The following is a 24,440-nucleotide window of genomic DNA, read 5'->3' as shown; positions in this document are numbered from 1 at the left end:
CCTCCTCAGCTGAACGCGCCGCCGGCCGCCGCCAGCACGACCCAGATGCTGAACAGGAAGAGGAACCACGCGAACCCGAGCCAGCCGATGATGATGCCGGCCACCGCCTGCCCGTAACCACGCTCACCGGTGCGCTTGATCCGGCCCAGCGCGACGTGGCCCATGATCGCCGCGGCGATGCCCGGCAGTCCGAAGAAGACCAGCGAGACCAGGCTGAGGATCAACGAGACCAAGGCGAGGCTGTTCGACTGCGGCGGTACCGGGTAGCCGGGTTGCGGTGGCGGGAGCGGCGGCGGTGGCGGCGCGGGGAACGAGGACACCACGGCGACCTTTCCGCCAACGGTGCTCGCCAAACCTCAGTTGCAGGTGTAGCCGGTGTCGGTGCCGGTGCAGTCGAGGTTGCCCGCGAAGACGCCGATCGCGATGACGACGATGACGACGCCGACGAAGAAGACCGTGCCGAGCCAGCCGATGATGATGCCCGCCATGGCCAGTCCGCCACCCTGCTCACCCGACCGCTTCATCTGACCGCGCGCCATGTGGCCGAGGATCGCGCCGACGAAGCCGGTGAACCCGGCGCACACGGTGATCGACAGGATGCTCACCACCAGCGAGGCGATCGCCAGGGAGTTGGTGCCGGCCACCGGCGGATAGCCGTACGGCGGCACGCCGGCGCCGTACGGCTGCTGGCCGTAGGGCTGCTGAGCGTAGGGCTGCTGGCCGTAGGGCTGCTGGCCGTAGGGCTGCTGGCCGTAGGGCTGCTGGCCGGGAGGCTGCTGGCCGTAGGGCTGGTACGGCGGCTGCGGCTCGTCGGAGGGCGACGTCATGCCCGAACGATCCCACGCTCCTCTAGGGTCTGCCCATGGACCCCGTCTCCGGAATCTCCCTCGGCCGCATCGCCATCGGCGTCAGCGCCCTGGCCGCGCCGACCACGACCGCCAAGCTGTTCGGCCTCGACCCGGCCGCGAACCCGCACCTGGGCTACTTCGCCCGGATGTTCGGCACCCGCGAGATCGCGCTCGGCACGGTCACCCTGGTCTCCCGGGGCGCGCTGCGCCGCAACCTCACCCTGGTCGGGATCGCCGTCGACGGGGCCGACGCGGCGACCGGCGTGCTCGAGCTCAACGCGCGCAACGTCCCCAAGCCGGCCGGCGCGATGCTGGTCGGCGCCGCGCTCGGAGCGGTCGGGTCCGGGATCTCGGCCCTGGTCCGCAACCGCGGTGCTCGCGCGGCTCAGACGGTCGAGTAGTCCCAGCTGCCGCCCGACGACAGCACGGCGATCAGGACGACGCCGAGCGCGAGGGTCAGCCCGAACACGATCCAGCCGACGATGATGCCCGCCAGCGCGAGCCCGTCGCCGTTCTCGCCCCGCGCCTTGATCTGGCGCCGCGCGACATGGCCGAGGATCGCGCCCACGGCGCCGGCGACGCCCAGGACGCCGCACAGGCATACCCCGACGATGCTCAGGACGCTCACCACCAGCGACGCGATGGCCATCCCGTTGGTGGTGGGCGACTGGTAGCCGTAACCGTAGGGCTGCTGGCCGTACGGCTGCTGGCCGTAGGGCTGCTGGCCGTAGGGCTGCTGGCCGTAGGGCTGCTGGCCGTAGGGCTGCTGAGCGTGGGGCTGCTCGCCGTAGGGCTGCTGGCCGTACTGCGGATAGGTCCCGTACGGCTGCGTCGGCGGCGCCGGCGGCGTCGGCGGGGTGGGCTCGCTGCCCTCGTCGGGGCTGCTGCCCCAGGGCGGGGTGGGGTTCGACATGCGGGTCCTTCCGGTTTCCGGATCCGAGCGGATCAGCGCAGGAGCAGGGTGACGACGGCGACCAGGCCGACGACGACGATGACGGTTCGCAGGACGATCGGCGGGAGGCGGCGTCCGACCGCGGCGCCGAGGACGCCGCCGATGATCGCACCGACGCCGATCAGCAGGACGAGCAGCCAGTCGACGCTGGCCTGCGCACCGGAGCCGAAGAGTCCGAGCTCGGCGCTGCCGACGAAGATCAGCCCGGCGATCGCGTTGACGAACGCGACCAGGACGTTCTTGACGCCGTTGAGCCGCTGGATGGTGTCGGCGATGCCGATCCCGAGGACGCCCATGAGCAGCACGCCCTGGGCGGCGCCGAAGTAGCCGCCATAGACGCCGGTGGCGAAGACGGCGAGCGGCACCCACCAGGCCCGCTCCCCCACGTCCGGTACGGCAGCGGCGGACGCGGCGCCATCAGACGCGGCGGTCGCGGCGTCCTCGCCGCCCTCGCCGCGAGCGGCCGTGCGGACGGCGGCCCGGGCCTCGGCGCGCGCGGCGACGTACCGGGCCAGGCGCGGCTGCACGACGACCAGCACCACGCCGGCCAGGATCAGCACCGGCACCACGGCCTTGAAGGCGCCCGGCGGCAGCACCAGGAGCAGCACCGCCCCGAGGATGCCGCCCGTCGTGGAGAAGGCGAGCAGCCGCAGGATCCGGCTGCGCTGGCCGACAAGCTCGCGGCGGTAGCCGTAGGCGCCGGTGATCGAGCCCGGCACCAGCCCGAGGCTGTTGGACATGTTGGCTGTCACCGGCGGCACGCCGAAGGCGAGGAGGGTCGGGAACGTGATGAGCGTCCCCGACCCGACCACGGTGTTGATCGTCCCGGCGCCGACGCCGGCGAGGAGGATCGCGCCGGCCTCGAGCGGACTCACGCGGGAGGCAGCGGCGCCGGCGGCACCTCGGGCGGGGTGGACTCGGCGATCTCGGCCGGTGCGGGCGCGACCGGGGTCGGCGCCCCGGGTGCACCGGGGGCACCGGGCGCACCCGGACCGCCCTGCAGCAGCTCACTGAGGCCGCCGAGGCCGTCGAGGGCCTTCCCGATCTCGCTCGGGATGATCCACAGCTTGTTGCTGTCGCCGTCGGCGATGCGGGGCAGCATCTGGAGGTACTGGTAGGCCAGCAGGCTCTGGTCGGGCCGTCCCTCGTGGATGGCCTTGAAGACGGTCTCGATCGCCGCACCCTCACCCTGCGCGCGCAAGATGGCGGACTGCCGGTCGGCCTCGGCGCGCAGGATCGCGGACTCCCGCTCACCCTCGGCGTTGAGGATCGCCGACTGCTTGTTGCCCTCCGCGGTGAGGATCGCGGCCTGCCGCTGACCCTCGGCCGAGAGCACCTGCGCGCGCTTGTCACGCTCGGCGCGCATCTGCTTCTCCATCGCGTCCTTGATCGACGGCGGCGGGTCGATGCCCTTGATCTCGACCCGCTTGACCTTGATGCCCCAGCGGCCGGTGGTCTCGTCGAGGACGGCGGACAGCCCGTTGTTGATCGACTCGCGGCTGGTCAGCGTCTGCTCGAGATCCATGCCGCCGACGACATTGCGCAGGGTGGTCATGGTGAGCTGCTCAATGGCCTGGATGTAGTTGGAGATCTCGTAGGTCGCCGCGATCGGGTCGGTCACCTGGAAGTAGATGACCGTGTCGATGTCGACGGTGAGGTTGTCCTCGGTGATGGCGGCCTGCGGCGGGAAGCTCACGACCTGCTCCCGCAGGTCGATGATGTAGTGCACCTTGTCGACGAAGGGCACCACGAAGTTGAGACCGGCCGGCAGGGTCTCCTTGTACTTGCCGAAGCGCTCGACGAGGCCGGTGTAGGCCTGCGGGATCACGCGGATGGACTTCGCGACCACGGTGATCACCAGCAGCAGCAACAGCGCGAGCAGGACCAGGACGATCATCGGAGCTCCTCGATCTCGGGGGTGGACACGGGGCGGACGTGGGCGGTGGCGCCGGCGATCGAAACGACCTCGACCGTGGTGCCGATCGCGATGCCGGCACCCGGCGGCTCGCCCACCGCGAGCCAGGACTCGCCGCCGATCTTGACCCGGCCGGGGCGGTGCTCGGCGACCGGCTCGGTGACGATGCCGCGGCTGCCGACCAGGCTGGCCGGGCCGAGCACCAGGTCGGGGCCGCCGTGCAGCCGCCGGATCAGCGTCGGGCGCACCGCGCCGAGCAGCAGGACGGCGGTCGCGGACGCGACGACCACCTGGATCACCGCGTTGTCGGTGACGAGCGCGGTCGCCATGCCGGCGAGCGCGCCGCCGGCGAGCATCAGCAGGAAGAGGTCCATGCTGAGGAGCTCGGCCAGCGCGAGCACGAAGGCCGCACCCAGCCAGGTCTCCCAGAGATGATCCCCAAGCCATTCCATGACTAGAACTCTAGGCCGCGGGCCCGACGGAATCCGGCGATGGGGGGCAAAGAGTGGCGAGGGGGCGCACCGGACGCGCGGTCAGACGCGGTGCTGGCGCCGGCGCGCGGCGTACCGGCCGTCGTGGTGCTCGAGGACGAGCGGCATCCCGAAGGTGGCCGAGAGCGTCTCCGGCGAGAGGGTCGTCTCGAGCGGGCCCTCCGCGACGACCCGGCCGTCGCGCAGCATCAGCACGTGGGTGAAGCCGGGCGGGATCTCCTCGACGTGGTGCGAGACCAGGATCGTGGCCGGGGACGACGGGTCGTAGGCGAGCACCGACAGCGTGGAGACCAGGTCCTCGCGGCCGCCGAGGTCGAGACCGGCCGCGGGCTCGTCGAGCAGCAGCAGCTCGGGGTCGGTCATCAGCGCGCGTGCGATCTGGACGCGCTTGCGCTCGCCCTCGCTGAGCGTCCCGAAGGTGCGGTCGGCGAGCTTGGCGACGCCGACCTCGCGGAGCAGCTCGTCGGCGCGCTTGTGGTCGACCTCGTCGTACTCCTCGCGCCAGCGGCCCAGCACGGCGTACGACGCCGACACGACCAGGTCGCGGACGGTCTCGTTGCGCGGGATCCGCTCCGCGACCGCGGCGCTGGAGACGCCGATCCGCGGGCGGAGCTCGAAGACGTCGACGGTGCCGAGCAGCTCACCGAGCAGGCCGACGGCGCCCGCGGTGGGGTGCAGCTGCGCGGCCGCGATCTGCATGAGCGTCGTCTTGCCGGCGCCGTTGGCGCCGAGCAGGATCCACCGCTCGCCCTCGCGCACGACCCAGCTCACCCGGTCGAGCAGGGTCGCGTCGCCACGACGAACGGTCACCTCGGCGAGCTCGAGCACGGCGGACATGCGTGCCACCCTAACCAGTCGGAGCCAGCGCGCAGCCAGCCGGTCGGAGCCGGTCTCCTAGGCTGGGGGCGTGAGCGCCCTCCCTGCCGCGGCCCGTCTGGCGTGGTGGGGCACCGCCTGGATGCAGGGCCGGATCGGGCCCGACCTCTTCCTCGACGCGATGCTCGGCGACGACGTGGCGCACGTCGTCACCGGTACGACGGAGCCGGCGCCCCTGCTGCTCGAGCTCGCCGACGCGCGCAACCGCGGCGCGACCGCCGTCGGCGCCGCCTTCCCGGCCCCAGGCGACCCGGCCGGCCTGCGTGGTCCGCGCGAGCTCAACAAGGCCGCGATCGAGGCCGGCGAGGTCGCGCTCGTGCTGGGTGGCGACGCAGGCATCGGCCTGGTCCCCCGTCAGGTCGGTCGTGCCGTCGAGTGGTCGCTGCTGCCGGCCGAGCGACGTCCCCCGCCGGATCTCGGCGAGGCCGACCGCGCGCTCCGGACGGCGCTGCTCGCCGCCGCCAACACGCTCGCCGACCTCGACGTCGCCCGCTGGCGGCCGGAGGTCGCCGACGAGCTCCACGACCTGCGCACCGGGGTCCCGCTCGTCGCGCCGCCCGGGACGCCCGCCCGCTGCGTCGACCTGGCCGGTCGCGCGCTGCACCTGGAGGCGGTCGTCGCGCTCGCCCTCGAGGACGACGGCGGCGCCGTGAGCGCCGGCGAGGCGATGGCCCGGCGCCACGCTCTCGAGCCGCTGGAGCGAGCCGCCCGACGCGCGCTGACGGCCGCCTGCTCGCCCGACGGCTGGCCACCGGCCGACGAGGACGCCCGACAGCGATAGCCTGCACCCGCGATGAGCCCTCACGATCCTGCCGCTGACGACACTCTGCTGATCACCGTCACCGGAACCGACCGTCCCGGTGTCACCTCCGCCGTCCTCGACAGCCTCGCCTCCGCCGGCGTGACCGTCGTCGACATCGAGCAGATCCTGATGCGCGGACGGCTGGTGCTCGGCGTCCTCGTCACCGCGCCCCGCGACCGCAAGAAGCTCGCGCAGGGACTGACCGACACCGTCGAGGCACTCGGCATGAGCGTCGACATCGAGCGCGGCTCCGGCGACAACCGGGCCCGACCCGCCGACCGCGCCCACGTGACCGTGATCGGCGCGCCGCTCAAGGCGTCCGCGATGGCCGCCATCGCCGGCCGGATCGCCGACTGCGGCGGCAATATCGACCGGATGGAGCGGATGGCCCGCTATCCGGTCACCGCGATCGAGCTCGACGTCTCCGGCGCGGCTCCCGACCGGCTCCGCGTGCTGCTCGCCGGCGACGCCGCGGCCCAGGGCGTCGACGTCGCGGTCCAGCCCGCCAACCTGCTGCGCCACGGCATGCGCCTGATCGTGATGGACGTCGACTCGACCCTCATCCAGGGCGAGGTCATCGAGATGCTCGCCGAGTACGCCGGCTTCGGCGCCCAGGTCGCCGAGGTCACCGAGCGCGCGATGCGCGGCGAGATCGACTTCGAGGAGTCGCTGCGCGCCCGGGTCGAGCTGCTCGCCGGGCTCGACGCGTCGGTCCTCGACCGGGTCTACGACGCGATCGTCGTCAACCCCGGCGCCCGGACCATGGTGCGGGTGCTGCGGCGGCTCGGCTACCGGTTCGCGATCGTGTCCGGCGGCTTCAGCCAGATCACCGACCGGCTCGCCGCCGACCTCGGGATCCACCGGGCGCGGGCCAACACGCTCGAGATCGTCGACGGCAAGCTCACCGGCCGGGTCGTCGGCGAGGTCGTCGACCGGGCCGGCAAGGCCCGGGCGCTGCGCGAGTTCGCGGCCGACCTCGGCGTCTCCGAGGCTGCCACCATCGCGATCGGCGACGGCGCGAACGACCTCGACATGCTCGACGCGGCCGGGCTGGGGATCGCCTACAACGCGCGGCCCGTCGTACGGGAGGCGGCGGACACGTCGCTCAACGTGCCCTACCTCGACACGATCATGTACCTGCTCGGGATCACCCGCGAGGAGATCGAGGCGGCCGACGCCGAGGCCGGCTACGTGACGCCGGCGCCGCCGCTCGTCTGAGGCCTCAGTCGGCGCGGCCGACGTGGAAGGCGCTGAGCCGCAGCGCCGTCGGCTCGACGTCGGCCCACGCGCCCGGGACGACGAACACCGCCGCCGCGCTGGTCGGGAAGCCCTCGGTCGCGACCGCGCCCGTGGCCTCGCCCTCACCGTCGTCGAGGAGCTGCGCGAGCATCCCGACCGTGGGGTTGTGGCCGATCACGACGACCGCCTGCGCCGACTCGGGCGTCGTCCGCACCAGCTCGAGGACGCCCTCCTCGTCGGTGTCGTAGAGGTTGCCGTCGAAATGGGGCGTGATGGTCCAGCCGGCGCCCTCCGCGACGGCGGACCAGGTCTGCCGGGTGCGGACGGCGTACGAGACGTAGGCGACGTCGGCGGCCACCCCCTGCGCCGCCAGCCAGATGCCGAGCTCGTGACCGTCGGCCCGGCCCCGCTCGCTCAGCGGCCGCTCCACATCGGACGCCGCGAACGGCTCGGCCTTGGCGTGCCGCACGACGACGAGCAGCCGTTCCCTCTCCATTCGAGCATCGTAGTGCCGGTTTGCCCTCTGCTGGGTGGGGCACGCTGGCCGGCGGAGAGCCGACGACGGGGGGAAGTCATGAGCGAGCTGGCGCTGGAGCACGGCGCGGCGGTACGGGCGGAGAACGCCATCGACCGCATCTGCGCCGAGATCCATGCGGAATGCAGACAGCTCGACGGGTCGGTGGCGGCTCTGCTCGACGGCTCCTGGGGTGGCGTGGCTGCCGACCAGTACCGGGAGGGGTGGGACGAATGGGCCGCCGGTGCCGCCGAACTCGTCGGCGCCCTCGGCACGCTGGGCCGCCTGATGGCGGCTGCCCGGACGACGATCGAGGCCGCCGACGGCGCGTCGGCCGACGGCTCCCGGCTACTCGTCTCACGACTGGGGCCGCTCGCATGAGCCACCACGTCGACCTCGAGCGCCTCGACGCCACCGTCGGCGACCTCACCGCGTTCGAGGCATGGCTCGACGACAAGCTCGCCGAGCTCGAGCGCGTCGTCGCCGAGGTGCACGTGACGTGGAGCGGCCAGGCTGCCGACGCCCACCGCCAGGCTCACCGCGAGTGGGTGGACGGCGCGCGCGAGATGCACCAGGGGCTGCGCGAGATGCGGCGCGCCGCGCAGATCGCCCACGGCAACTACCAGGGGGCCATCGACGCCAACAGTGCGATGTGGGCGAGCACCCGATGACGGTCATCTACTTCGAGACCGACCACTGGGTCGCCGGCATGACCCAGATGTACTGGGGTAGTCATCGGGTCTACGGCCTCGTCTCCGACCTCGACACCGCGTTGGCACAGGGCAGTGGCATGGCGGGCACCGACACCGGAGGCGCGGAGTTCGCCCGCCAGTACGACGCGGTGGCCGGGCAGCTCCTCCAGGCGGGCGCCGACCTGAGCGAGACCATGGGGAAGCTCGGCAACCTCCTCAACACGTCGCTGATCAACCACGAGGGCGCCGACTATGGCGCCCGGCTCGCGCCGTACGGCGGGCAGAGCGACGGCGACCCTGACCCCAACGACACCGTCATCACGATCCTGCCTGCCCCGCCGCCGTCCGCTGCCGGGGGCACCGGCGACGTGCCCGGCTGGTGGCACTGGCTGTCATCGCACATGGAGGGCCTGCTCTGGCCGGATGCCGACACCGGCCGGCTTCGGACTGTCGGTGCGGCCTGGTTGACCGCCGGCCGGGGCGTGAGCTCGGCGGCGGGCTACTGCGAGGCAGGAGCCAACGAGCTCCTCCATCAGAAGTCCGCCGAGGTCTCCGACGTCGTCGCGACGCTGCACGACGTCGAGAAGCAGGCCGACGAGCTCGGCACGGCCTACCAGACGCTCGGGCAGGCGTGCATCGACTACGCCGACGCGGTCGACGACCACCACCAGCAGGTCGAGGACGCGATCGCGGACTTCATCGGCTGGACCATCGCCATCGAGGCAGGCAGCGCGATCCTGTTCGAGATCGGCGGAGAGATTTGGGGACAGGCGATCGAGGCGGGCAAGATCGCCAGCAGCGCCTCGAAGGTGGTGCGGATCCTGCGGCCGCTGGTGACGATCGCGAAGGGTCTCGCGTCGAGGATCCTCGAGCTGCTCAAGGTCGCGACGTCCGCGCTCGCGAGGTTCAAGACCATCCTGAGCGCGCGAGTCGTCCGGGCCATCGGCAAGTCGGCCGAAGGGATCGCGGCGACCGAGCGGCAGGCCCTGATCAAGGAGCTCGAGGCGGCCGGGACGAAGTTCGACCCCGAGGCGATCGTGACGATCTTCCGCGACGCCGAGGGCCGCATCGTCTTCCTGGAGAAGGGCACGGACCGCGCCGGGCTCGCCCACATCATCGGTCGGCACGGCCCCGAGTTCGCCGCGGCCGGCGTGCCGGAAGCCGAGGTGCCGACATTGCTGCAACGTGCCCTGGAGGCTGGCAGGATCGTGGGCCATCAGGGCAAGGGCACAGGGCGGCCCATCTACGAAGTGCTGTTCGGCGGGAAGACCATCCGCGTCGCGATCACCGTCGGCACCAACGGATTCATCGTGGGAGCGAATATCACGTCATGAGGACACTGCTGGAGCACCGCTTCGCGCTCGAGTACAACTGCTGGCCGGTCTGGATCGTCTGGTCGGACGGCGCGGCAGACAACCCCGATCCCCACGTCCTCGGGCTGTCGGCCGACCTGGCGGACCGGTTGGCGGCGTACTCCGACCGCTTCGACGCGCTCTACGACCCTGATGACTTCACCGCTCCCCTGTTCGCGTCGAGCGCCGAACGGCAGTCCTTCGACGACGAGGGCCGGACCCTGGCCGCCGAGGTCGCCGCGGCGCTGGCGGGTCAGGCGCCGCGATTCGTGTTCCGCTCTCTCGCCGACGAGGACGTCGTCCTGCGCTGACCTCCGGTGGCACGATGACGGCGTGGCGCAGTACGGACCCAGCCACCTCGTGGCGCTCGCCGTCTTCGGCGTCGGCCTGGTCGTGGTGGTGCTGCTCGGCCGGCGCCACGCGGCCGCCGACGGGCCGACCACCTTCAGCCGGGTGTGGGCGCTGCTCCTCCCGCTGGTGACACTGCCGTTCCTGGTGTACGACGTGTTGTTCCACTACGACATCGCGACCACGCTGCCGCTGCACCTGTGCGACCTCGCCTGGATCGCGGTGGCCTGGGCGCTGTGGACCCATCGGCCGCTGCCCGTCGCGCTGACCTACTTCTGGGGCCTGACGCTGACCGTCCAGGGCATCATCACGCCGTCACTGAACGAGGACTTCCCTCACCCGCGCTACTTCGCGTTCTGGGCGCTGCACCTGCTCATCGTGTGGGCGGCCGTCTACCTGGTGCTCGGCCTGCGGCTGGTCCCTCGCTGGCGCGACTACGGCGCGGCCGTCGCAACGACGCTGGTGTGGGCGGTGTCGGCGTACGTCTTCAACGTCGTCGCGGACACCAACTACGGCTACCTGATGCGGAAGCCGGGACCGTCGATCCTCGATCTCCTCGGCCCGTGGCCGTGGTACGTGGCCGAGGAGATCGGGATCGTCGTCGTGGTGTGGGCCGTGCTCACGCTCGCGGCGCAGCGGTGGGCCCGTCGTACCGAGTGACTCAGGCGCCCATCGCGTGGAAGCCGCCGTCGACGTGGACGATCTCGCCCGTCGTCGCCGGGAACAGGTCCGACAGCAGCGCGCAGACGGCGCGCGCGGTTGGCTCCTGGTCGGTGTTGTCCCAGCCCAGCGGGGCCTTCGTCGACCACATCGACTCGAGGTCCTCGAAACCGGGGATCGCCTTCGCCGCGAGCGTGCGCAGCGGGCCGGCGGACACCAGGTTGACCCGGATGCCGTCGCCACCGAGGTCGCGCGCCAGGTAGCGCGCGCACGACTCGAGACCGGCCTTGGCGACGCCCATCCAGTCGTAGACCGGCCAGGCGACGCTCGCGTCGAAGGTCAGGCCGACGACCGAGCCGCCGGTGGACATCAGCGGGCGGCAGGCGACGGCCAGCGACTTCAGCGAGTACGCCGAGACCTGCACCGCCTGCGCGACGTCCTCCCACGGGCCGTCGAGGAACTTGCCGCCGAGCAGCGTCTCCGGGTTGCCATAGGCGATGGAGTGGACGACGCCGTCCAGCTTCGCGTCGGGGCCGAGCGCCTCGCGGACGGCGTCCGGGAGGGCGGCGAGGTGCTCGGCGTCGGTGACGTCGAGCTCGATGACCGCCGGCAGCTCCGGGAGCCGCTTGACGATGCGCCGGGTGATCCGCAGCGCCTGGCCGAAGTTCGAGACCAGGACCGTCGCGCCCTGCTCCTGCGCGAACTTCGCCACCGCGAAGCCGATCGAGGTGTCGAGGGTGACGCCCGCGACCAGGATGAACTTGCCGTCGAGGATTCCGCTCATGATCAGTGCCCCATTCCGAGTCCGCCGTCGACCGGGATCACGGCGCCGGTCACATACGCCGCCTGCGGGCTCGCGAGCCACAGGACCGCTCCTGCCACCTCTGCCGGGTCGGCGTACCGACCCAGGGGAACCTGACTACGGATCCCCTCCTTCTGCTCGTCGGTCAGCACCGCCGTCATGTCGGTGTCGACGTAGCCGGGCGCCACGACATTGGCCGTGATCGAGCGCGGCCCGAGCTCGCGCGCCAGCGACCGCGCCATGCCGACCAGGCCGGCCTTCGACGCCGCGTAGTTGACCTGGCCCGGCGAGCCGAGCAGGCCGACGACGCTGGAGATGAAGATGATCCGGCCCTTCTTCTGCCGCAGCATGCCCTTCGCCGCGCGCTTGGCCAGCCGGAACGAGCCGGTCAGGTTGGTCTCGATGACCGACGACCAGTCCTCCTCCGACATCCGCAGCAGCAGCGTGTCGTTGGTGATGCCGGCGTTGGCGACCAGGATCTCGACCGGGCCGTGCGCCTCCTCGGCCGCGGCGAACGCCGCGTCGACCGCAGCCGGGTCGGTGATGTCGGCCTTGATGTCGAGGGCGCCCTCGGGAGCGCCGCCGTTCCGGGTGGTGACGGCGACCTTGTCGCCCGCTTCGAGGAAGGCCTCGGCGATCGCGCGGCCGATGCCGCGGTTGCCGCCGGTGACGAGCACAGAGCGTGGTGAGTTCACGCTGTGACGCTAGTGGGGCGGGCGGTGTCGGCTCGTGCGCGGCGGGCACCAAGATCGCGGCGTTCGGTTGTAGGACCTCGACAAAGACCGCTGGGACGGGGTCGGTGAAAGCGTTGCGGTTTGGTCCCAAACCGCAACATCACGGCCGGTCGGCATGCGGTCTTTGACCAATCGACGGCCCCGGAAGAGCGCACCGTGACGCAACCCACCAAACCACGCGACACTGACCGACCCGCCCCACAAGCGCGCGACGGCCGCCTGCCGACCGCCCGGAAGCGATCAGCAGGCGGCCGTCAGCCGGCGCCGAGCAGCGACCTACTCGTCGTCCTCCAGCCGGAACCCGACCTTCATCGTGACCTGGAAGTGCTCGACCTCGCCGTCCTTGATCTGGCCGCGCACACCCTCGACCTCGAACCAGTCGAGATGCCGCAGGGTCTGCCCGGCGCGGATGATGCCGTTGCGGATCGCCTGGTCGATGCCGTCCGGGGACGTGCCGACGATCTCGGTGACGCGGTAGGTGCGATTGGACATGGCAGCAGCCTACTCAGCACCCGCCGGAGCGCGGGTCTAGGCTGGAGCCATGTCGTCGTCCCGCCCGATCCGCTCGTCCGGCCGGCACGACGACGCCATCCGGATCACCACCGCTGGCTCGAGCCCGCAGGCTGATCTGGCGCGCCGTCAGAAGCGGTACGTCATCGCGATGTCGATCCGCACGCTCTGCTTCATCGGGGCGGCGATCTCGGGGGCGGCGGGCATCCACTGGCTGTGGCCGCTGCTGATCGCGGGCGCGATCATCCTCCCGTACGTCGCCGTGGTGGCCGCCAACGCCGAGGACAGCCGCTCCTCGGGGATGCCCCTCACCGGTGGCGGCGATCCGCAGCGCCAACTGGGCGACGGTCCGGTCACCGTGTCCGGCGACGACGACAGCCCGACCGAAGAGGACGACCGTGGAGCCTGACGTCTGCTCGGCCAAGGGGTGCCGCGAGCCTGCTCAGTGGCAGCTGCTCTGGAACAACCCCAAGCTGCACACCCCCGACCGCCGCAAGATCTGGCTGGCGTGCGACGCGCACCGCGAGTCGCTCGAGGCGTTCCTGGGCGCGCGCGGATTCCTCAAGGAGACCGCGCCGCACGTCCCGGCCTGAGCCGAGCAGCCGAGGACAGCAGACGTCAGCCGCCGATGGCCGACATCGGCCGGTCCGGCTGCAGGAAGGTCGGGTCGTCGATGCCGTGTCCGGGCAGCTTGCCCCACATCGCGATCCGCCACCGGTCGGCGAGCTCCTCGTCGCTGGCACCGGCGCGCAGCGCGCCCCGCAGGTCCGACTCGGTGCGCGCGAAGAGGCAGTTGCGGACCTGGCCGTCGGCGGTGAGCCGGACCCGGTCGCAGTCGCCGCAGAAGGGCCGGGTCACCGAGGCGATGACGCCGACGGTGGCAGGGCCGCCGTCGACGAGGAAGAGCTCGGCCGGGGCGCTGCCGCGCGGCTCGTGCGCGGGCGTGAGGTCGTAGCGCGTGGCCAGGGACGCGAAGATCTCGTCGGCGGTCACCATCGACGCGCGGTCCCAGCCGTGCTGGGCGTCGAGCGGCATCTGCTCGATGAAGCGCAGCTGGTAGCCGCGCTCGAGGCACCAGCCGAGCAGCTCGGGCGCCTGGTCGTCGTTGACGCCGCGCAGCAGGACGGCGTTGACCTTCACCGGCCCCAGCCCGGCGGCCTCGGCCGCGGCGAGGCCCTCGACCACGTCGTGGAAGCGGTCGCGGCGGGTGATCTCGTGGAAGACCTCCGAGCGGACCGTGTCGAGGCTGACGTTGACCCGGTTGAGCCCCGCCTCGGCCAGCGCGGACGCCGTCCGCGCGAGCCCCAGCGCGTTGGTGGTGATCGACATCTCGACGTCGGCGTCGAACGCGCGGACCTGCCGCACGATGTCGACCAGGCCCCGCCGTACGAGCGGCTCGCCGCCGGTGAACCGGACCTCCTCGACGCCCAGCTCGCGCACGGCGACGCGGATCAGGCGGACCACCTCGTCGTCGCTGAGCTGGTCCTCGAGCGGCATCCAGTCGAGACCCTCGGCGGGCATGCAGTAGGTGCAGCGCAGGTTGCAGCGGTCGGTCAGGGAGACGCGAAGGTCGGTCGCGGTCCGGCCGTGCTGGTCGATTAGAGGCTGCACACACCCAGCATAGGCCGAGGTCAGGTTGGCTTCGGGCTGGTCCTACCGTTATGGCTGTGCGTTCTGTCCTGAGCTCGTGGCGGTTCCTCCTGAGCCGCCGCTGGGTCCTCTTCTTCCTCGCGGTCATCCTCATCGGCTACGGCACCTGGTGGCTCGGCGAATGGCAGTTCGGCCGCCTCCACGACCGCCGCGAGCTCAACGCCGTCGTCCGCGCCAACGAGCACCGCGCCCCCATCCCGGTCGACCAGGTGATGGCGCCGGGACGTCCCGTCGGCGAGACCGACGAGTGGCGGCTGATCACCGCCACCGGCGAGTACGACGTCGCCGAGACCATCGTCGTCCGCTACCGCACCCGCGAGGGCGCCCCCGGCGTCGAGGTCGTCGTCCCGCTGGTCACGGCCGACGGTACCGCCCTCCTCGTCGACCGGGGCTGGTTCGAGACCGACGACCCCGAGATCGGGCCCGACAAGCTCCCCGCTCCCCCGGCCGGCGAGGTGACGGTCACCGGGTGGGTCCGCGCCGACGGCACCGGCAGCTCCACGCAGGTCAGCGGCCGCTCGACCCGCGCGATCGCCAGCGGCCCGATCAGCAAGGCGATCAACGAGGAGGTCTTCACCGGCTTCGTCGCGCTCAAGGCCGAGGACCCGAAGCCCGCCACCGAGCTCGCCCCGGTCGAGCTGCCCGACCTCGGCGAGGGACCGCACTTCTTCTACGGCCTGCAGTGGTGGTTCTTCGGCGTCCTCGCCGGCGGCGGCTTCCTCTACCTCGCCTACGACGAGCGCAAGCACGGCCCGCGCGGCGAGCGCAAGGGCACCAAGCGTCGCCAGGGCGGGCCGTTCTCACGGGCTCCTCAGAGCGCGCGGACCATCCCGCCGTCGACCGGCAGCATCACGCCGGACAGGTACGACGCCGCGGGCGACAGCACGAAGGCGGCCACCCGGCCGAACTCCTCCGGCAAGCCGTAGCGCCGCAGCGGGATCTGCTCGATCGAGCGCCGCCGCGCGGCCTCCTCGTCGCCGGTGGCGGCGTCGAGCTCGGCGACCCGCTCGGTGGCGATCCGCCCCGGGAGCAGGCCGTTGACGCGGATGCCGCGCGGCCCCAGCTCGTCGGCGAGGGTCTTCGCAGCCATCGCCAACCCCGGCCGCAGGCCGTTGGAGACCGCCAGTCCGGGGATCGGCTCCCGGACGCTGCTCGACAGCACGAACGCGATGGAGCCTCCGTCGCCGAGCACCGCGCCGACCTCGCGCGCCAGCCGCACCGCACCGAGGAACACCGAGCCGAAGGCCGCCGTCCACTGCTCGTCGGTCACGTCGGTGAGGCTGCCCCCGGGCGGGCCGCCGACGCTGATCAGCACGCCGTCGACCCGCCCCCACGCCTGCTGGGCCGCCGCGATCAGCAGGCCCGGCGTCTCGGGCGCGGCGTTGTCGGCGACGACGCCGCGCGCCCGCTCCTCCCCGCCCAGGGCCGCGACGGTCGCCGCCACCGACTCCTGCGAGCGGCCGGAGACCACCACACGGGCGCCCTCGGCCACCAGCGCCTCGGCGGTCGCCCGGCCGAGGCCGCGCGTGGCGCCGGTGAGCAGGTAGACACGGTCGGTCAGGCCAACATCCATCAGCTGTTCTCCATCGATTCGATCTCCTCGGCGATCCGCGACACCGGTACGACGTCCGCCGCCCCCTTGCGCGCCGCGTCGGCCGTGTGGTCATCGGGCTGCCGCTGCGACTCGCGCTCGGCCTCCACCCGCTTGAGGTAGTGCTCGACCTCGCGCTCCTGCTGGTCGGTGTCCCAGCGCAGGTGGCCCCGCACCAGCGCCGCGACGTACGGCGCCGCCCGGACCCCGCGGTCGAAGGTCTCGAACGAGACCCGCATCCGCCGGGTCAGGATGTCGTCGAGGTGGCGGGCGCCCTCGTGGGTGACCGCGTAGACCGCCTCCGCCTGCAGGTAGTCCTCGGCACCGGGCAGCGGCTCGGCCAGCTCGGGCTCGGCCGCGATCAGGTCGAGAACCTCCAGCACCAGCGATCCGTAGCGCTCCAGCAGGTGCTCGACCCGGTTGATCGCCAGCCCCGACTGGGCCGCCAGCGAGCGCCGCTGGTTCCACCGCGCCTGGTAGCCGTCGGCGCCGACCAGCGGCACCCGCTCGGTCACGCACTCCCCCGCCTTGCGGCCGAGGACCGTCTCCAGGCCGTGCACCGCCTCGTCGACTGCGTCGGCCGCCATCACCCGGTAGGTCGTGTACTTGCCGCCCGCGACCACGACCAGGCCCGGCACGCTGTGCGCGACCGCGTGCTCGCGGGAGAGCTGGGACGTCGCCTCGGACTCGCCGGCGAGCAGCGGCCGCAGGCCGGCATAGACGCCCTCGACGTCGTCGCGGGTCAGCGGCACCTCGAGCACCCGGTTGACGTGCTCGAGCAGGTAGTCGATGTCGCTGCTGCTGGCGGCCGGGTGGTCCTTCGACAGCTCCCAGTCGGTGTCGGTGGTGCCGATGATCCAGTGCCGCTTCCAGGGGATCACGAAGAGCACGGACTTCTCGGTGCGCAGGATCAGCCCGGTCTCACCGCGGATCCGGTCGCGCGGGACCACCAGGTGGATGCCCTTGCTGGCGCGGACCTTGAACTGCCCGCGCTCGCGCGCCATCGCCTGCGTCTCGTCGGTCCAGACGCCCGTCGCGTTGATGACCTGCGACGCGCGGATCTCGAAGCGGTGGCCGGTCTCGAGGTCGATCACCTCGGCGCCGACGACGCGCTCGCTCTCCTTGATCAGGCCGAGCACGCGCGTGCGTGACGCGACGGCCGCGCCGTAGGTCGCCGCGGTGCGGGCGAGGAACATCGTGTGCCGGGCGTCGTCGACCTGCGCGTCGTAGTAGCGGATCGCGCCGACCAGCGCGTCCTTGCGCAGCGACGGGAACACCTTGCGCGCGCCGTGGCGGGTGAGGTGCTTGTGGAGCGGCATCCCGTCGCCGTAGCCGCTGGCCTTCGACATCGCGTCGTACATCGCGACGCCGGTGCCGGCGTACCAGCGCTCCCAGCCGCGGCCGTTGAGCGGGTAGAGGAAGGGCACCGGCCGGACCAGGTGGGGCGCCAGCCGCTGCATGAGCAGGCCGCGCTCCTTGAGGGCCTCGGCGACCAGCCGGAAGTCCATCATCTCCAGGTACCGCAGGCCGCCGTGGATCAGCTTGGAGCTGCGGCTCGACGTACCGGAGGCGAAGTCGCGGGCCTCGACCAGACCGACCGTCAGACCGCGGGTGGCCGCATCGAGCGCGGCGCCGGAGCCGACCACGCCGCCGCCGATGACGAGGACGTCGAGGTGCTGGCTCTCCAGCCGCTTCAGCGCGGCGCTGCGGGCGCGGGGCGAGAGGGCGGCGGGGTTCACCGGCCGACCTCCACCCAGCCGAGCGTGCGCTGGACGGCCTTCTGCCACTGGGCGTAGCCGGCCTCCCGCCGCTCGACGTCCCACTCCGGCTCCCAGCGGGTGTCCTCCTGCCAGTTCTGCCGGAGCTCGTCGGTGTCGCGCCAGTAGCCGACCGACAGGCCCGCCGCGTAGGCCGCCCCGAGCGCCGTCGTCTCCGGCACCACCGGCCGGCTGACCGGGACGCCGAGCACGTCGGCCTGGATCTGCATGCAGAGGCTGTTGAGGGTGACGCCGCCGTCGACCTTGAGGACGCCGAGCTCGACACCGGAGTCGGCGCACATCGCCTCGACCACGTCGCGGGACTGGTAGCAGATCGCCTCCAGCGTCGCCCGAGCCAGGTGGGCGTTGGTGTTGAAGCGGGACAGGCCGACGATCGCCCCCCGCGCGTCGGAGCGCCAGTAGGGCGCGAACAGGCCGGAGAAGGCGGGCACGAAGTAGACGCCGCCGTTGTCGTCGACCTGCCGGGCCAGTGACTCCGACTCGGCCGCGCCGCTGATGATGCCCAGCTGGTCACGCAGCCACTGGACGGCCGAGCCGGTGACGGCGATCGAGCCCTCCAGCGCGTAGACGCACGGCTCGTCACCGAGCTGGTAGGCCGGTGTCGTGAGCAGGCCCGCCTTGGACCGGACGATCTCGGTGCCGGTGTTGAGCAGCATGAAGTTGCCGGTGCCGTAGGTGTTCTTGGCCTCGCCGGGCGCGAAGCAGACCTGGCCGACGGTGGCCGCCTGCTGGTCGCCGAGGATGCCGGTGATCGGCACCTCTCCCCCGAACGGTCCGCGGGCGCGCGTGACGCCGTACGGCGTGGTGGCTGAGGACTCGCGGATCTCCGGCAGCATCGCGCGCGGGACGCCGAAGAAGCCGAGCAGCTCGTCGTCCCAGTCGAGGGTCTCGAGGTCCATCAGCATGGTGCGACTGGCATTGGTGACGTCGGTGACGTGGACGCCGCCGTCGGGCCCGCCGGTGAGGTTCCACAGGATCCACGTGTCGGGGGTGCCGAAGAGCGCGTCGCCCTGCTCGGCTGCCTCGCGCGCACCGGGGACGTTGTCGAGGATCCACTGAAGCTTGCCACCGGAGAAGTACGTCGCCGGGGGCAGCCCCGCGCGATGGCGGATCACGTCGCCGCGGCCGTCGGCGTCGAGCGCGGCGGCGATCGCGTCGGTGCGGGTGTCCTGCCAGACGATCGCGTTGGAGAGTGGCCGGCCGGTACGGCGGTCCCACACGATGGTGGTCTCGCGCTGGTTGGTGATGCCGATCGCGGCCAGGTCGTCGGCCGACAGGCGGGCGCGGCCGAGCGCGGTCTGCACCACGGCCGACGTCCGCTCCCAGATCTCGACCGGGTTGTGCTCGACCCAGCCGGCTCTCGGGAGGATCTGGGTGTGCTCGAGCTGGTGGCGCGCGACCTCGCGTCCGGCGTGGTCGAACACCATGAACCGGGTGCTGGTGGTGCCCTGGTCGATCGCCCCCACGAAGCGTGCGTCAGCAGCCATGACCCGAAGCCTACGGAGTGGGACGGAGGTCCCGGGGGAAGGCTCGGGGACATTCCTGATGCGATGCGTCGGAGGCCCCTGGCAAGGTGGTCCCATGACGGACGCCAGCCCCCTCGCCCCGGCCGCGACACCCGTGGCCGCACGGGCGATCGACCTGCGCAAGACCTATGGCGCGGGCGACTCCGCGGTGCGCGCGCTCGACGGGGTCTCGATCGACCTCGCGGCCCGCGAGTTCACCGCGATCATGGGTCCCTCGGGCTCCGGCAAGTCCACCCTGATGCACTGCCTCGCCGCGCTCGACACCCCCACCTCCGGGCAGGTGCTCATCGGCGACACCGACCTGTCCCGGCTGCGCGACAAGGCGCTGACGGCGCTGCGGCGCGACCAGATCGGGTTCGTCTTCCAGGCGTTCAACCTGATCCCCACGCTGACCGCGCGCGAGAACATCCTGCTCCCGCTCAGCCTCGCCGGCCGCAAGCCCGACGCCGCGTGGTTCGACACCGTCGTCGACACCGTCGGCCTCCGCGACCGGCTCGGCCACCGTCCGGCGGAGATGTCCGGCGGCCAGCAGCAGCGGGTCGCGTGCGCGCGGGCGCTGGTGAGCAAGCCGTCGATCGTCTTCGCCGACGAGCCGACGGGCAATCTCGACAGCACGTCGGGGGCCGAGGTGCTGACCTTCCTGCGGCGCAGCGTCGACGAGTTCGACCAGACCGTGGTGATGGTGACCCACGACCCCGTCGCGGCGTCGTACTGCGACCGGGTGGTGTTCCTCGCCGACGGCCGCGTCGTCGACGAGATCCGCGACCCCGACCGCGACCAGCCATCTCTGGTGGCTCAGATCACTGAACACATCACTCAGCTGCACGCGGCCGCGGCCGCGCGCGGGCAGGCCTGAGCCATGCTCCGCCTGACGCTGCGCACCCTGCTCGCGCGCAAGGTCCGGCTGCTGATGAGCGGCCTGGCGATCATCCTCGGCGTGGCGTTCCTGTCCGGCGTCCTCGTCTTCTCCCACGCGCTGTCCAAGACGTTCGACGGCATCATCTACGGCTCCACGCCCGACGCCGTCGTCCGCGCCCAGAACACCGAGGAGTTCAGCGGCAACGGCACCCAGTCGGCCGAGGTGGTCACCCCGGCCACCATCCAGGCGCTCGCCGCGCTCCCCCAGGTCGCCCGCGCCGACGGCGACGTCCAGGGTGTGGGGCTCAACCTGCTCGCCAAGGACGGCACGCTCGTCGGCGGCACCGGCGCGCCCACACTGTCGTTCAACTACAAGGGCTCGCCCAATATGGCGGGCCAGCAGATCATGCTGCTGAAGTCGGGGCGCTGGCCGACCGCCACCGACGAGATCGTGCTCGACCAGCACGCCGCCAAGGCCGGCGACTACCGGATCGGCGACCAGGTCAAGCTGCTCGCCCCGTTCGGCACCCTCGAGCGCACTGCCACGCTGACCGGCACCGCCGAGTTCAACGGCGGCGGTACGGCGGGCGCGACGCTCCTGGTGTTCTCAACCAAGGGCGCCCAGGACCTCTTCTACCAGGGCAAGGACGTCTTCAACCGGGTCAGCCTCACGGCCGCTCCCGGCGTCAGCCAGCAGCAGCTCGTCGACGCCGCCGAGCGGGTGCTGCCCGCCGGCTTCCAGGCGGTGACCGGCAACAAGGTCGCCAAGGAGTCGCAGGACGCGATCGGCAAGTTCCTCGACGTGATCACGATCTTCCTGACCGTGTTCGCGATCATCGCCGTGCTCGTCGGCGGCTTCATCATCGTCAACACCTTCTCGATCCTCGTCGCCCAGCGCACCCGCGAGCTGGCGCTGCTGCGCGCGCTCGGGTCGTCCCGCGGTCAGGTCACCCGGTCGGTGCTGATCGAGGCGTTCGTCCTCTCCCTGGTCGCGTCGACGCTGGCGATCGGGCTCGGGCTGCTGCTCGCCCGCGGTCTCGCCGCGATGTTCCGCGCCTTCGGGCTCGACATCGCGGGCAACGTCCTCAACCTCACCGGCAGCGCCGTCGTGAGCAGCTATGTCGTCGGCATCGGTGTGACCATGGTCGCCGCCTACCTGCCCGCCCGCCGGGCCGGCCGGGTCGCGCCGGTCGCGGCGATGCGCTCCGACGTGGCGCCGGAGCGCACGTCGCTGCGCCGCCGTACCGTCATCGGCGGCACGCTCCTCACCATCGGCGCCGGCGCGGCCGGCTACGGCGTCGCCGACTCCAACGCGCTCTGGATCGGCGTCGGCGCCGTCATCTGGATCCTCACCGTCGCCGCGCTCAGCTCGGTCATCGGCAAGCCGGTTCTGCTCGTCTGCCGCAGCGTGTTCGCCCGCGTCTTCGGCGCGCCCGGCCGGCTCGCCGGCGAGAACGCACTGCGCGACCCCCGCCGTACCGGAGCGACCGCCTCGGCGCTGATGATCGGCCTGGCGCTGGTCTCCACGATCGGCGTGCTGGCCGCCTCGCTCAACAAGTCGGTCGACGATCTCGTCAACGAGCAGTTCACCGCCGACCTGCTGGTGCAGAGCCCGACCTTCCTGCCGTTCTCGACCCAGATCGGCGACCGGATCGAGGGCATCGACGGCGTCGGCGTCCTCGCCCGCCAGCAGCTCACCCCCGCCCGCTACGACGGCGGCTCGATCTTCGTCACCGGCGCCGACGACCACTTCGCCGACATCTACACGCTCAAGGTGCTCCACGGCACCAGCACGATCAGCGGCGACGAGGCGATCGTCACGAAGTCCTTCGCCAAGGACCACCACCTCTCCGTCGGCAGCTCCCTCGAGCTCGGCTTCCTCGGCGCCCAGCAGCTCAAGCCCAAGGTCGTCGGCATCATCGACGCCTCCACCGTCACCTCCGACGTGACCGTGCCCCTCGACCAGCTCACCAAGGTCGGCGTCCAGCGCCAGGACACCTCGCTCAGCATCCTGCTGGCCCCGGGCGCCGACGCCCAGGCCGTGCACGACCGCGTCGACGCGGCCGCCAAGCCGGCGCCGATCGTCGGCGTCTACGACAAGGTCGAGTTCGCCGACCAGATCCGCGGCCAGATCAACCAACTGCTCTACATCATCTACGGACTGCTGGCGCTGGCGATCGTGATCGCCGTCATCGGCATCGTCAACACCCTCGGCCTCAGCGTCATCGAGCGCACCCGCGAGGTCGGCCTGCTGCGCGCCGTCGGCATGAGCCGGGCCAAGCTGCGCCGGATGATCACCCTCGAGTCGGTGACCATCGCCGTGCTCGGCGCCGTCCTCGGCATGGCTCTCGGCGTCGTCATCGGCACGCTCCTGCAGCGCGCCCTCAAGACCGACCTCACCAGCCTCGGCCTACCGCTCGGCCAGCTCCTGGCCTTCCTCGTCGTCGCCGTCGTGGTGGGCGTGCTGGCCGCGGTCATCCCGGCCATCCGGGCGGCGCGGCTCGACGTCCTCGACGCGATCGCCACCGAATAGCCAACCGAATAGCCGGGGCCGCCGTCGTACCGGACGTTTCGGTCGCTCAACCGCCGAATCAGTGACCGAAACGTCCGGTACGACCGACGATCAGGCGAGGGCGACCAGGTCGGCGTAGTCGGGGCTCCAGAGGTCCTCGACGCCGTCGGGGAGGATGAGCACCCGGTCCGGCTCGAGCGCGTGGACGGCGCCCTCGTCGTGGGTGACGAGCACGATCGCGCCCTCGTAGCGACGGATCGCGCTGAGGACCTCCTCGCGTGAGGCCGGGTCGAGGTTGTTGGTCGGCTCGTCGAGCAGCAGGACGTTGGCGGCCGACACGACGAGCGAGGCCAGCGCGAGCCGGGTCTTCTCGCCGCCCGACAGGACGCCGGCCGGCTTGTGGACGTCGTCGCCGGTGAAGAGGAAGGAGCCGAGGACCGAGCGTGCCTCGGTGTCGGTGAGCTGCGGGGCGGCGGACTGCATGTTCTCGAGCACCGTGCGGCTCACGTCGAGCGTCTCGTGCTCCTGCGCGTAGTAGCCGACCTTGAGCCCGTGGCCGGCCACGACCTCGCCGGTGTCGGGCTTGTCGACACCCGCGAGGATCCGCAGCATCGTCGTCTTGCCGGCGCCGTTGAGGCCGAGGATGACGACGCGGGAGCCCTTGTCGATGGCCAGGTCGACGGCGGTGAAGATCTCGAGCGCGCCGTAGGACTTGGAGAGGTCGTGCGCCGACAGCGGCGTCTTGCCGCAGGCGGCCGGCGTCGGGAACTTGATCGCCGCCACCTTGTCGGCCTGCCGCTCGCCCTCGACGCCCTCGAGCAGCCGCTCGGCCCGCTTGAGCATCTGCTGCGCGGCGGTCGCCTTGGTCGCCTTGGCGCGCATCTTGTTGGCCTGGTCAGTGAGCGTCTTGGCCTTGTTCTGCGCGTTCATCAGCTCGCGCTTGCGGCGGGCCTCGTCGGTCTCGCGCTGCGTGAGGTAGTTCTTCCAGCCCATGTTGTAGATGTCGATGACCGCGCGGTTGGCGTCGAGGTGGAAGACCTTGTTGACGGTCTCCTCGAGCAGCTCGTTGTCGTGGGAGATCACGATGAAGCCGCCCTTGTAGGACTTCATCCAGTCCCGCAGCCAGACGATCGAGTCGGCGTCGAGGTGGTTGGTCGGCTCGTCCAGGACGAGGACCTCGGCGCTGGAGAAGAGGATCCGGGCCAGCTCGACCCGGCGGCGCTGACCACCGGAGAGCGTGCCGAGCGGCTGCTCCATGAGGCGGTCGGCGATGCCGAGGCTCTGCGCGATCTGCAGCGCCTCGGTCTCGGCGGCGTAGCCGCCACCGGCGTCGAGCTCGTCCTGCGCGCGCTGGAACCTGCGGAAGGCCTTGTCACGCTCGTCGGGGTCGTCGGAGGCCATCGCGATCTCGGCGGCCCGCATCCGTCGTACGGCGTCGTCGAGGCCGCGCGCGGACAGGATCCGGTCGCGCACCAGCACCTCGGGGTCGCCGACGCGGGGGTCCTGGGGCAGGTAGCCCATCTCGCCGCTGTTGGTGACGGTGCCGCCGGCGGGCAGCGCGTCACCGGCGAGGACCTTCGTGAGCGTGGTCTTGCCGGCGCCGTTGCGGCCGACCAGGCCGATCTTGTCGCCGGGGCCGACGCGGAAGCTGACGTTCTCCATGAGGAGCCGCGCACCGACGCGAACCTCGAGCTGGTGCACAGTGATCATGACCCGCCGATTCTCCCATGCGACCGGGCCGGCCCCGAAAACGTCGGATCACGGCTCACCAGAAGCCGGCCCTTCCTGGC

The 24,440-nt window shown here is 71.8% G+C and carries 29 protein-coding genes; 13 read left to right on the top strand and 16 right to left on the bottom strand.

Annotated features, from left to right (window positions below; genetic code table 11):
- Window positions 1-5 precede the first annotated feature (5 nt).
- A complete protein-coding gene (locus AB4880_RS08785) occupies window positions 6-233 on the bottom strand; it encodes a DUF4190 domain-containing protein (RefSeq protein WP_367918839.1) in 228 nt (75 codons plus the stop codon).
- A 123-nt stretch (window positions 234-356) separates the two neighbouring features.
- Window positions 357-827, bottom strand: a complete 471-nt coding sequence (locus tag AB4880_RS08780; protein WP_367918838.1) for a DUF4190 domain-containing protein — start codon at window positions 825-827, stop codon at window positions 357-359.
- A gap of 35 nt (window positions 828-862) precedes the next feature.
- Here AB4880_RS08780 and AB4880_RS08775 point away from each other — a divergent pair, with 35 nt between their 5' ends.
- Entirely contained in the window at window positions 863-1,249 is a 387-nt protein-coding gene (locus AB4880_RS08775) for a hypothetical protein (RefSeq protein WP_367918837.1), read from the top strand.
- On the opposite strand, the gene AB4880_RS08770 is transcribed toward AB4880_RS08775, so the two are convergent.
- From AB4880_RS08770 to AB4880_RS08750, 5 genes are all read right to left on the bottom strand, one after another.
- Window positions 1,234-1,761 (bottom strand): DUF4190 domain-containing protein, encoded by a 528-nt coding sequence (locus tag AB4880_RS08770; RefSeq protein ID WP_367918836.1) that lies wholly within the window; start codon window positions 1,759-1,761, stop codon window positions 1,234-1,236. The genes AB4880_RS08775 and AB4880_RS08770 overlap by 16 nt on opposite strands.
- Window positions 1,762-1,793: 32 nt before the next feature.
- Entirely contained in the window at window positions 1,794-2,675 is an 882-nt protein-coding gene (locus AB4880_RS08765) for a sulfite exporter TauE/SafE family protein (RefSeq protein ID WP_367918835.1), read from the bottom strand.
- Window positions 2,672-3,697 carry an SPFH domain-containing protein gene (locus AB4880_RS08760; RefSeq protein ID WP_367918834.1) on the bottom strand — a complete coding sequence of 342 codons (1,026 nt, stop codon included), beginning with the start codon at window positions 3,695-3,697 and terminating at the stop codon, window positions 2,672-2,674. Before AB4880_RS08760 ends, AB4880_RS08765 begins: the two co-directional genes overlap by 4 nt.
- Window positions 3,694-4,167: an NfeD family protein gene (locus AB4880_RS08755; protein ID WP_367918833.1), complete on the bottom strand. Its 474-nt coding sequence runs from the start codon at window positions 4,165-4,167 to the stop codon at window positions 3,694-3,696. Before AB4880_RS08755 ends, AB4880_RS08760 begins: the two co-directional genes overlap by 4 nt.
- Before the next feature lie 81 nt (window positions 4,168-4,248).
- Window positions 4,249-5,043, bottom strand: coding sequence for an ABC transporter ATP-binding protein (locus AB4880_RS08750; protein ID WP_367918832.1), 795 nt, complete (start codon window positions 5,041-5,043; stop codon window positions 4,249-4,251).
- Between the two features lie 70 nt (window positions 5,044-5,113).
- Between AB4880_RS08750 and AB4880_RS08745 the strand changes: the two genes are divergently transcribed.
- Both AB4880_RS08745 and serB read left to right on the top strand, forming a co-directional pair.
- The gene (locus AB4880_RS08745) at window positions 5,114-5,863 is read left to right on the top strand and encodes an Rv1486c family protein (protein ID WP_367918831.1); all 750 of its coding nucleotides are present in this window, start codon (window positions 5,114-5,116) and stop codon (window positions 5,861-5,863) included.
- Window positions 5,864-5,875: 12 nt separating this feature from the next.
- Window positions 5,876-7,102: a phosphoserine phosphatase SerB gene (gene serB / locus AB4880_RS08740; RefSeq protein WP_367918830.1), complete on the top strand. Its 1,227-nt coding sequence runs from the start codon at window positions 5,876-5,878 to the stop codon at window positions 7,100-7,102.
- Between the two features lie 4 nt (window positions 7,103-7,106).
- Here the strand turns inward: serB and AB4880_RS08735 are convergent, their stop codons facing one another.
- Window positions 7,107-7,619, bottom strand: a complete 513-nt coding sequence (locus AB4880_RS08735; protein ID WP_367918829.1) for a SixA phosphatase family protein — start codon at window positions 7,617-7,619, stop codon at window positions 7,107-7,109.
- 78 nt (window positions 7,620-7,697) lie between these two features.
- On the opposite strand from AB4880_RS08735, the gene AB4880_RS08730 reads away from it, so the two are divergent.
- The 5 genes from AB4880_RS08730 to AB4880_RS08710 are packed head-to-tail and all read left to right on the top strand — an operon-like array spanning window position 7,698 to window position 10,689.
- Window positions 7,698-8,018, top strand: coding sequence for a WXG100 family type VII secretion target (locus AB4880_RS08730; RefSeq protein WP_367918828.1), 321 nt, complete (start codon window positions 7,698-7,700; stop codon window positions 8,016-8,018).
- The gene (locus AB4880_RS08725) at window positions 8,015-8,308 is read left to right on the top strand and encodes a WXG100 family type VII secretion target (RefSeq protein ID WP_367918827.1); all 294 of its coding nucleotides are present in this window, start codon (window positions 8,015-8,017) and stop codon (window positions 8,306-8,308) included. The genes AB4880_RS08730 and AB4880_RS08725 overlap by 4 nt, the downstream gene beginning before the upstream one ends.
- Complete coding sequence (locus tag AB4880_RS08720; RefSeq protein ID WP_367918868.1) at window positions 8,305-9,663, top strand: WXG100-like domain-containing protein; 1,359 nt, start codon at window positions 8,305-8,307, stop codon at window positions 9,661-9,663. The genes AB4880_RS08725 and AB4880_RS08720 overlap by 4 nt, the downstream gene beginning before the upstream one ends.
- Window positions 9,660-9,992: an immunity protein CdiI family protein gene (locus AB4880_RS08715; RefSeq protein ID WP_367918826.1), complete on the top strand. Its 333-nt coding sequence runs from the start codon at window positions 9,660-9,662 to the stop codon at window positions 9,990-9,992. Before AB4880_RS08720 ends, AB4880_RS08715 begins: the two co-directional genes overlap by 4 nt.
- A gap of 22 nt (window positions 9,993-10,014) precedes the next feature.
- Window positions 10,015-10,689: a YwaF family protein gene (locus AB4880_RS08710; RefSeq protein ID WP_367918825.1), complete on the top strand. Its 675-nt coding sequence runs from the start codon at window positions 10,015-10,017 to the stop codon at window positions 10,687-10,689.
- A gap of 1 nt (window position 10,690) precedes the next feature.
- Here the strand turns inward: AB4880_RS08710 and fabI are convergent, their stop codons facing one another.
- The 3 genes from fabI to AB4880_RS08695 form a co-directional block, all read right to left on the bottom strand.
- A complete protein-coding gene (gene fabI, locus AB4880_RS08705; RefSeq protein ID WP_367918824.1) occupies window positions 10,691-11,473 on the bottom strand; it encodes an enoyl-ACP reductase FabI in 783 nt (260 codons plus the stop codon).
- A gap of 2 nt (window positions 11,474-11,475) precedes the next feature.
- Window positions 11,476-12,186: a beta-ketoacyl-ACP reductase gene (locus tag AB4880_RS08700; RefSeq protein ID WP_367918823.1), complete on the bottom strand. Its 711-nt coding sequence runs from the start codon at window positions 12,184-12,186 to the stop codon at window positions 11,476-11,478.
- A gap of 315 nt (window positions 12,187-12,501) precedes the next feature.
- Window positions 12,502-12,717 (bottom strand): dodecin, encoded by a 216-nt coding sequence (locus tag AB4880_RS08695; protein ID WP_367918822.1) that lies wholly within the window; start codon window positions 12,715-12,717, stop codon window positions 12,502-12,504.
- A gap of 49 nt (window positions 12,718-12,766) precedes the next feature.
- Here AB4880_RS08695 and AB4880_RS08690 point away from each other — a divergent pair, with 49 nt between their 5' ends.
- Together AB4880_RS08690 and AB4880_RS08685 are read left to right on the top strand one after the other, a co-directional pair.
- Window positions 12,767-13,144: a DUF3099 domain-containing protein gene (locus AB4880_RS08690; protein WP_367918821.1), complete on the top strand. Its 378-nt coding sequence runs from the start codon at window positions 12,767-12,769 to the stop codon at window positions 13,142-13,144.
- Window positions 13,134-13,328 carry an acetone carboxylase gene (locus AB4880_RS08685; protein ID WP_367918820.1) on the top strand — a complete coding sequence of 65 codons (195 nt, stop codon included), beginning with the start codon at window positions 13,134-13,136 and terminating at the stop codon, window positions 13,326-13,328. Before AB4880_RS08690 ends, AB4880_RS08685 begins: the two co-directional genes overlap by 11 nt.
- A 25-nt stretch (window positions 13,329-13,353) precedes the next feature.
- Here the strand turns inward: AB4880_RS08685 and moaA are convergent, their stop codons facing one another.
- Window positions 13,354-14,346, bottom strand: a complete 993-nt coding sequence (gene moaA, locus AB4880_RS08680) for a GTP 3',8-cyclase MoaA (RefSeq protein WP_367918819.1) — start codon at window positions 14,344-14,346, stop codon at window positions 13,354-13,356.
- Window positions 14,347-14,402: 56 nt separating this feature from the next.
- On the opposite strand from moaA, the gene AB4880_RS08675 reads away from it, so the two are divergent.
- Entirely contained in the window at window positions 14,403-15,311 is a 909-nt protein-coding gene (locus tag AB4880_RS08675) for an SURF1 family cytochrome oxidase biogenesis protein (protein ID WP_367918818.1), read from the top strand.
- Here the strand turns inward: AB4880_RS08675 and AB4880_RS08670 are convergent.
- From AB4880_RS08670 to glpK, 3 genes are read right to left on the bottom strand one after another with little or no spacing between them, the layout of a single operon-like run.
- The gene (locus AB4880_RS08670) at window positions 15,197-15,958 is read right to left on the bottom strand and encodes an SDR family oxidoreductase (RefSeq protein ID WP_367918817.1); all 762 of its coding nucleotides are present in this window, start codon (window positions 15,956-15,958) and stop codon (window positions 15,197-15,199) included. The two genes, AB4880_RS08675 and AB4880_RS08670, sit on opposite strands and share 115 nt — an antisense overlap.
- Window positions 15,958-17,715, bottom strand: coding sequence for a glycerol-3-phosphate dehydrogenase/oxidase (locus tag AB4880_RS08665; protein WP_367918816.1), 1,758 nt, complete (start codon window positions 17,713-17,715; stop codon window positions 15,958-15,960). Before AB4880_RS08665 ends, AB4880_RS08670 begins: the two co-directional genes overlap by 1 nt.
- Entirely contained in the window at window positions 17,712-19,241 is a 1,530-nt protein-coding gene (glpK, locus tag AB4880_RS08660; protein ID WP_367918815.1) for a glycerol kinase GlpK, read from the bottom strand. The genes AB4880_RS08665 and glpK overlap by 4 nt, the downstream gene beginning before the upstream one ends.
- 94 nt (window positions 19,242-19,335) lie before the next feature.
- On the opposite strand from glpK, the gene AB4880_RS08655 reads away from it, so the two are divergent.
- Entirely contained in the window at window positions 19,336-20,136 is an 801-nt protein-coding gene (locus AB4880_RS08655; protein WP_367918814.1) for an ABC transporter ATP-binding protein, read from the top strand.
- 3 nt (window positions 20,137-20,139) lie between these two features.
- Window positions 20,140-22,671, top strand: coding sequence for an ABC transporter permease (locus tag AB4880_RS08650; protein ID WP_367918813.1), 2,532 nt, complete (start codon window positions 20,140-20,142; stop codon window positions 22,669-22,671).
- Between the two features lie 90 nt (window positions 22,672-22,761).
- Here AB4880_RS08650 and AB4880_RS08645 read toward each other — a convergent pair whose 3' ends face one another.
- Window positions 22,762-24,360, bottom strand: a complete 1,599-nt coding sequence (locus AB4880_RS08645; RefSeq protein ID WP_367918812.1) for an ABC-F family ATP-binding cassette domain-containing protein — start codon at window positions 24,358-24,360, stop codon at window positions 22,762-22,764.
- Window positions 24,361-24,440: the final 80 nt, after the last annotated feature.

Origin of the sequence: Nocardioides ginsengisoli, assembly GCF_039537225.1 — a bacterium.
In the GTDB taxonomy this organism is placed as follows: domain Bacteria; phylum Actinomycetota; class Actinomycetes; order Propionibacteriales; family Nocardioidaceae; genus Nocardioides; species Nocardioides ginsengisoli.
Note: the sequence above shows the minus strand (reverse complement) of the source record. Positions and strands in the feature narration are given on the sequence as shown.

Excerpts from the sequence above, each read along its gene's own strand:
- AB4880_RS08780 (WP_367918838.1), bottom strand. The coding sequence starts at position 827 with ATGACGTCGCCCTCCGACGAGCCGCAGCCGCCGTACCAGCCCTACGGC.
- AB4880_RS08775 (WP_367918837.1), top strand. The coding sequence starts at position 863 with ATGGACCCCGTCTCCGGAATCTCCCTCGGCCGCATCGCCATCGGCGTC.
- AB4880_RS08770 (WP_367918836.1), bottom strand. The coding sequence starts at position 1,761 with ATGTCGAACCCCACCCCGCCCTGGGGCAGCAGCCCCGACGAGGGCAGC.
- AB4880_RS08760 (WP_367918834.1), bottom strand. The coding sequence starts at position 3,697 with ATGATCGTCCTGGTCCTGCTCGCGCTGTTGCTGCTGCTGGTGATCACC.
- AB4880_RS08755 (WP_367918833.1), bottom strand. The coding sequence starts at position 4,167 with ATGGAATGGCTTGGGGATCATCTCTGGGAGACCTGGCTGGGTGCGGCC.
- AB4880_RS08750 (WP_367918832.1), bottom strand. The coding sequence starts at position 5,043 with ATGTCCGCCGTGCTCGAGCTCGCCGAGGTGACCGTTCGTCGTGGCGAC.
- serB (WP_367918830.1), top strand. The coding sequence starts at position 5,876 with ATGAGCCCTCACGATCCTGCCGCTGACGACACTCTGCTGATCACCGTC.
- AB4880_RS08735 (WP_367918829.1), bottom strand. The coding sequence starts at position 7,619 with ATGGAGAGGGAACGGCTGCTCGTCGTCGTGCGGCACGCCAAGGCCGAG.
- AB4880_RS08730 (WP_367918828.1), top strand. The coding sequence starts at position 7,698 with ATGAGCGAGCTGGCGCTGGAGCACGGCGCGGCGGTACGGGCGGAGAAC.
- AB4880_RS08725 (WP_367918827.1), top strand. The coding sequence starts at position 8,015 with ATGAGCCACCACGTCGACCTCGAGCGCCTCGACGCCACCGTCGGCGAC.
- AB4880_RS08720 (WP_367918868.1), top strand. The coding sequence starts at position 8,305 with ATGACGGTCATCTACTTCGAGACCGACCACTGGGTCGCCGGCATGACC.
- AB4880_RS08715 (WP_367918826.1), top strand. The coding sequence starts at position 9,660 with ATGAGGACACTGCTGGAGCACCGCTTCGCGCTCGAGTACAACTGCTGG.
- fabI (WP_367918824.1), bottom strand. The coding sequence starts at position 11,473 with ATGAGCGGAATCCTCGACGGCAAGTTCATCCTGGTCGCGGGCGTCACC.
- AB4880_RS08695 (WP_367918822.1), bottom strand. The coding sequence starts at position 12,717 with ATGTCCAATCGCACCTACCGCGTCACCGAGATCGTCGGCACGTCCCCG.
- AB4880_RS08690 (WP_367918821.1), top strand. The coding sequence starts at position 12,767 with ATGTCGTCGTCCCGCCCGATCCGCTCGTCCGGCCGGCACGACGACGCC.
- AB4880_RS08670 (WP_367918817.1), bottom strand. The coding sequence starts at position 15,958 with ATGGATGTTGGCCTGACCGACCGTGTCTACCTGCTCACCGGCGCCACG.
- glpK (WP_367918815.1), bottom strand. The coding sequence starts at position 19,241 with ATGGCTGCTGACGCACGCTTCGTGGGGGCGATCGACCAGGGCACCACC.
- AB4880_RS08655 (WP_367918814.1), top strand. The coding sequence starts at position 19,336 with ATGACGGACGCCAGCCCCCTCGCCCCGGCCGCGACACCCGTGGCCGCA.
- AB4880_RS08650 (WP_367918813.1), top strand. The coding sequence starts at position 20,140 with ATGCTCCGCCTGACGCTGCGCACCCTGCTCGCGCGCAAGGTCCGGCTG.
- AB4880_RS08645 (WP_367918812.1), bottom strand. The coding sequence starts at position 24,360 with ATGATCACTGTGCACCAGCTCGAGGTTCGCGTCGGTGCGCGGCTCCTC.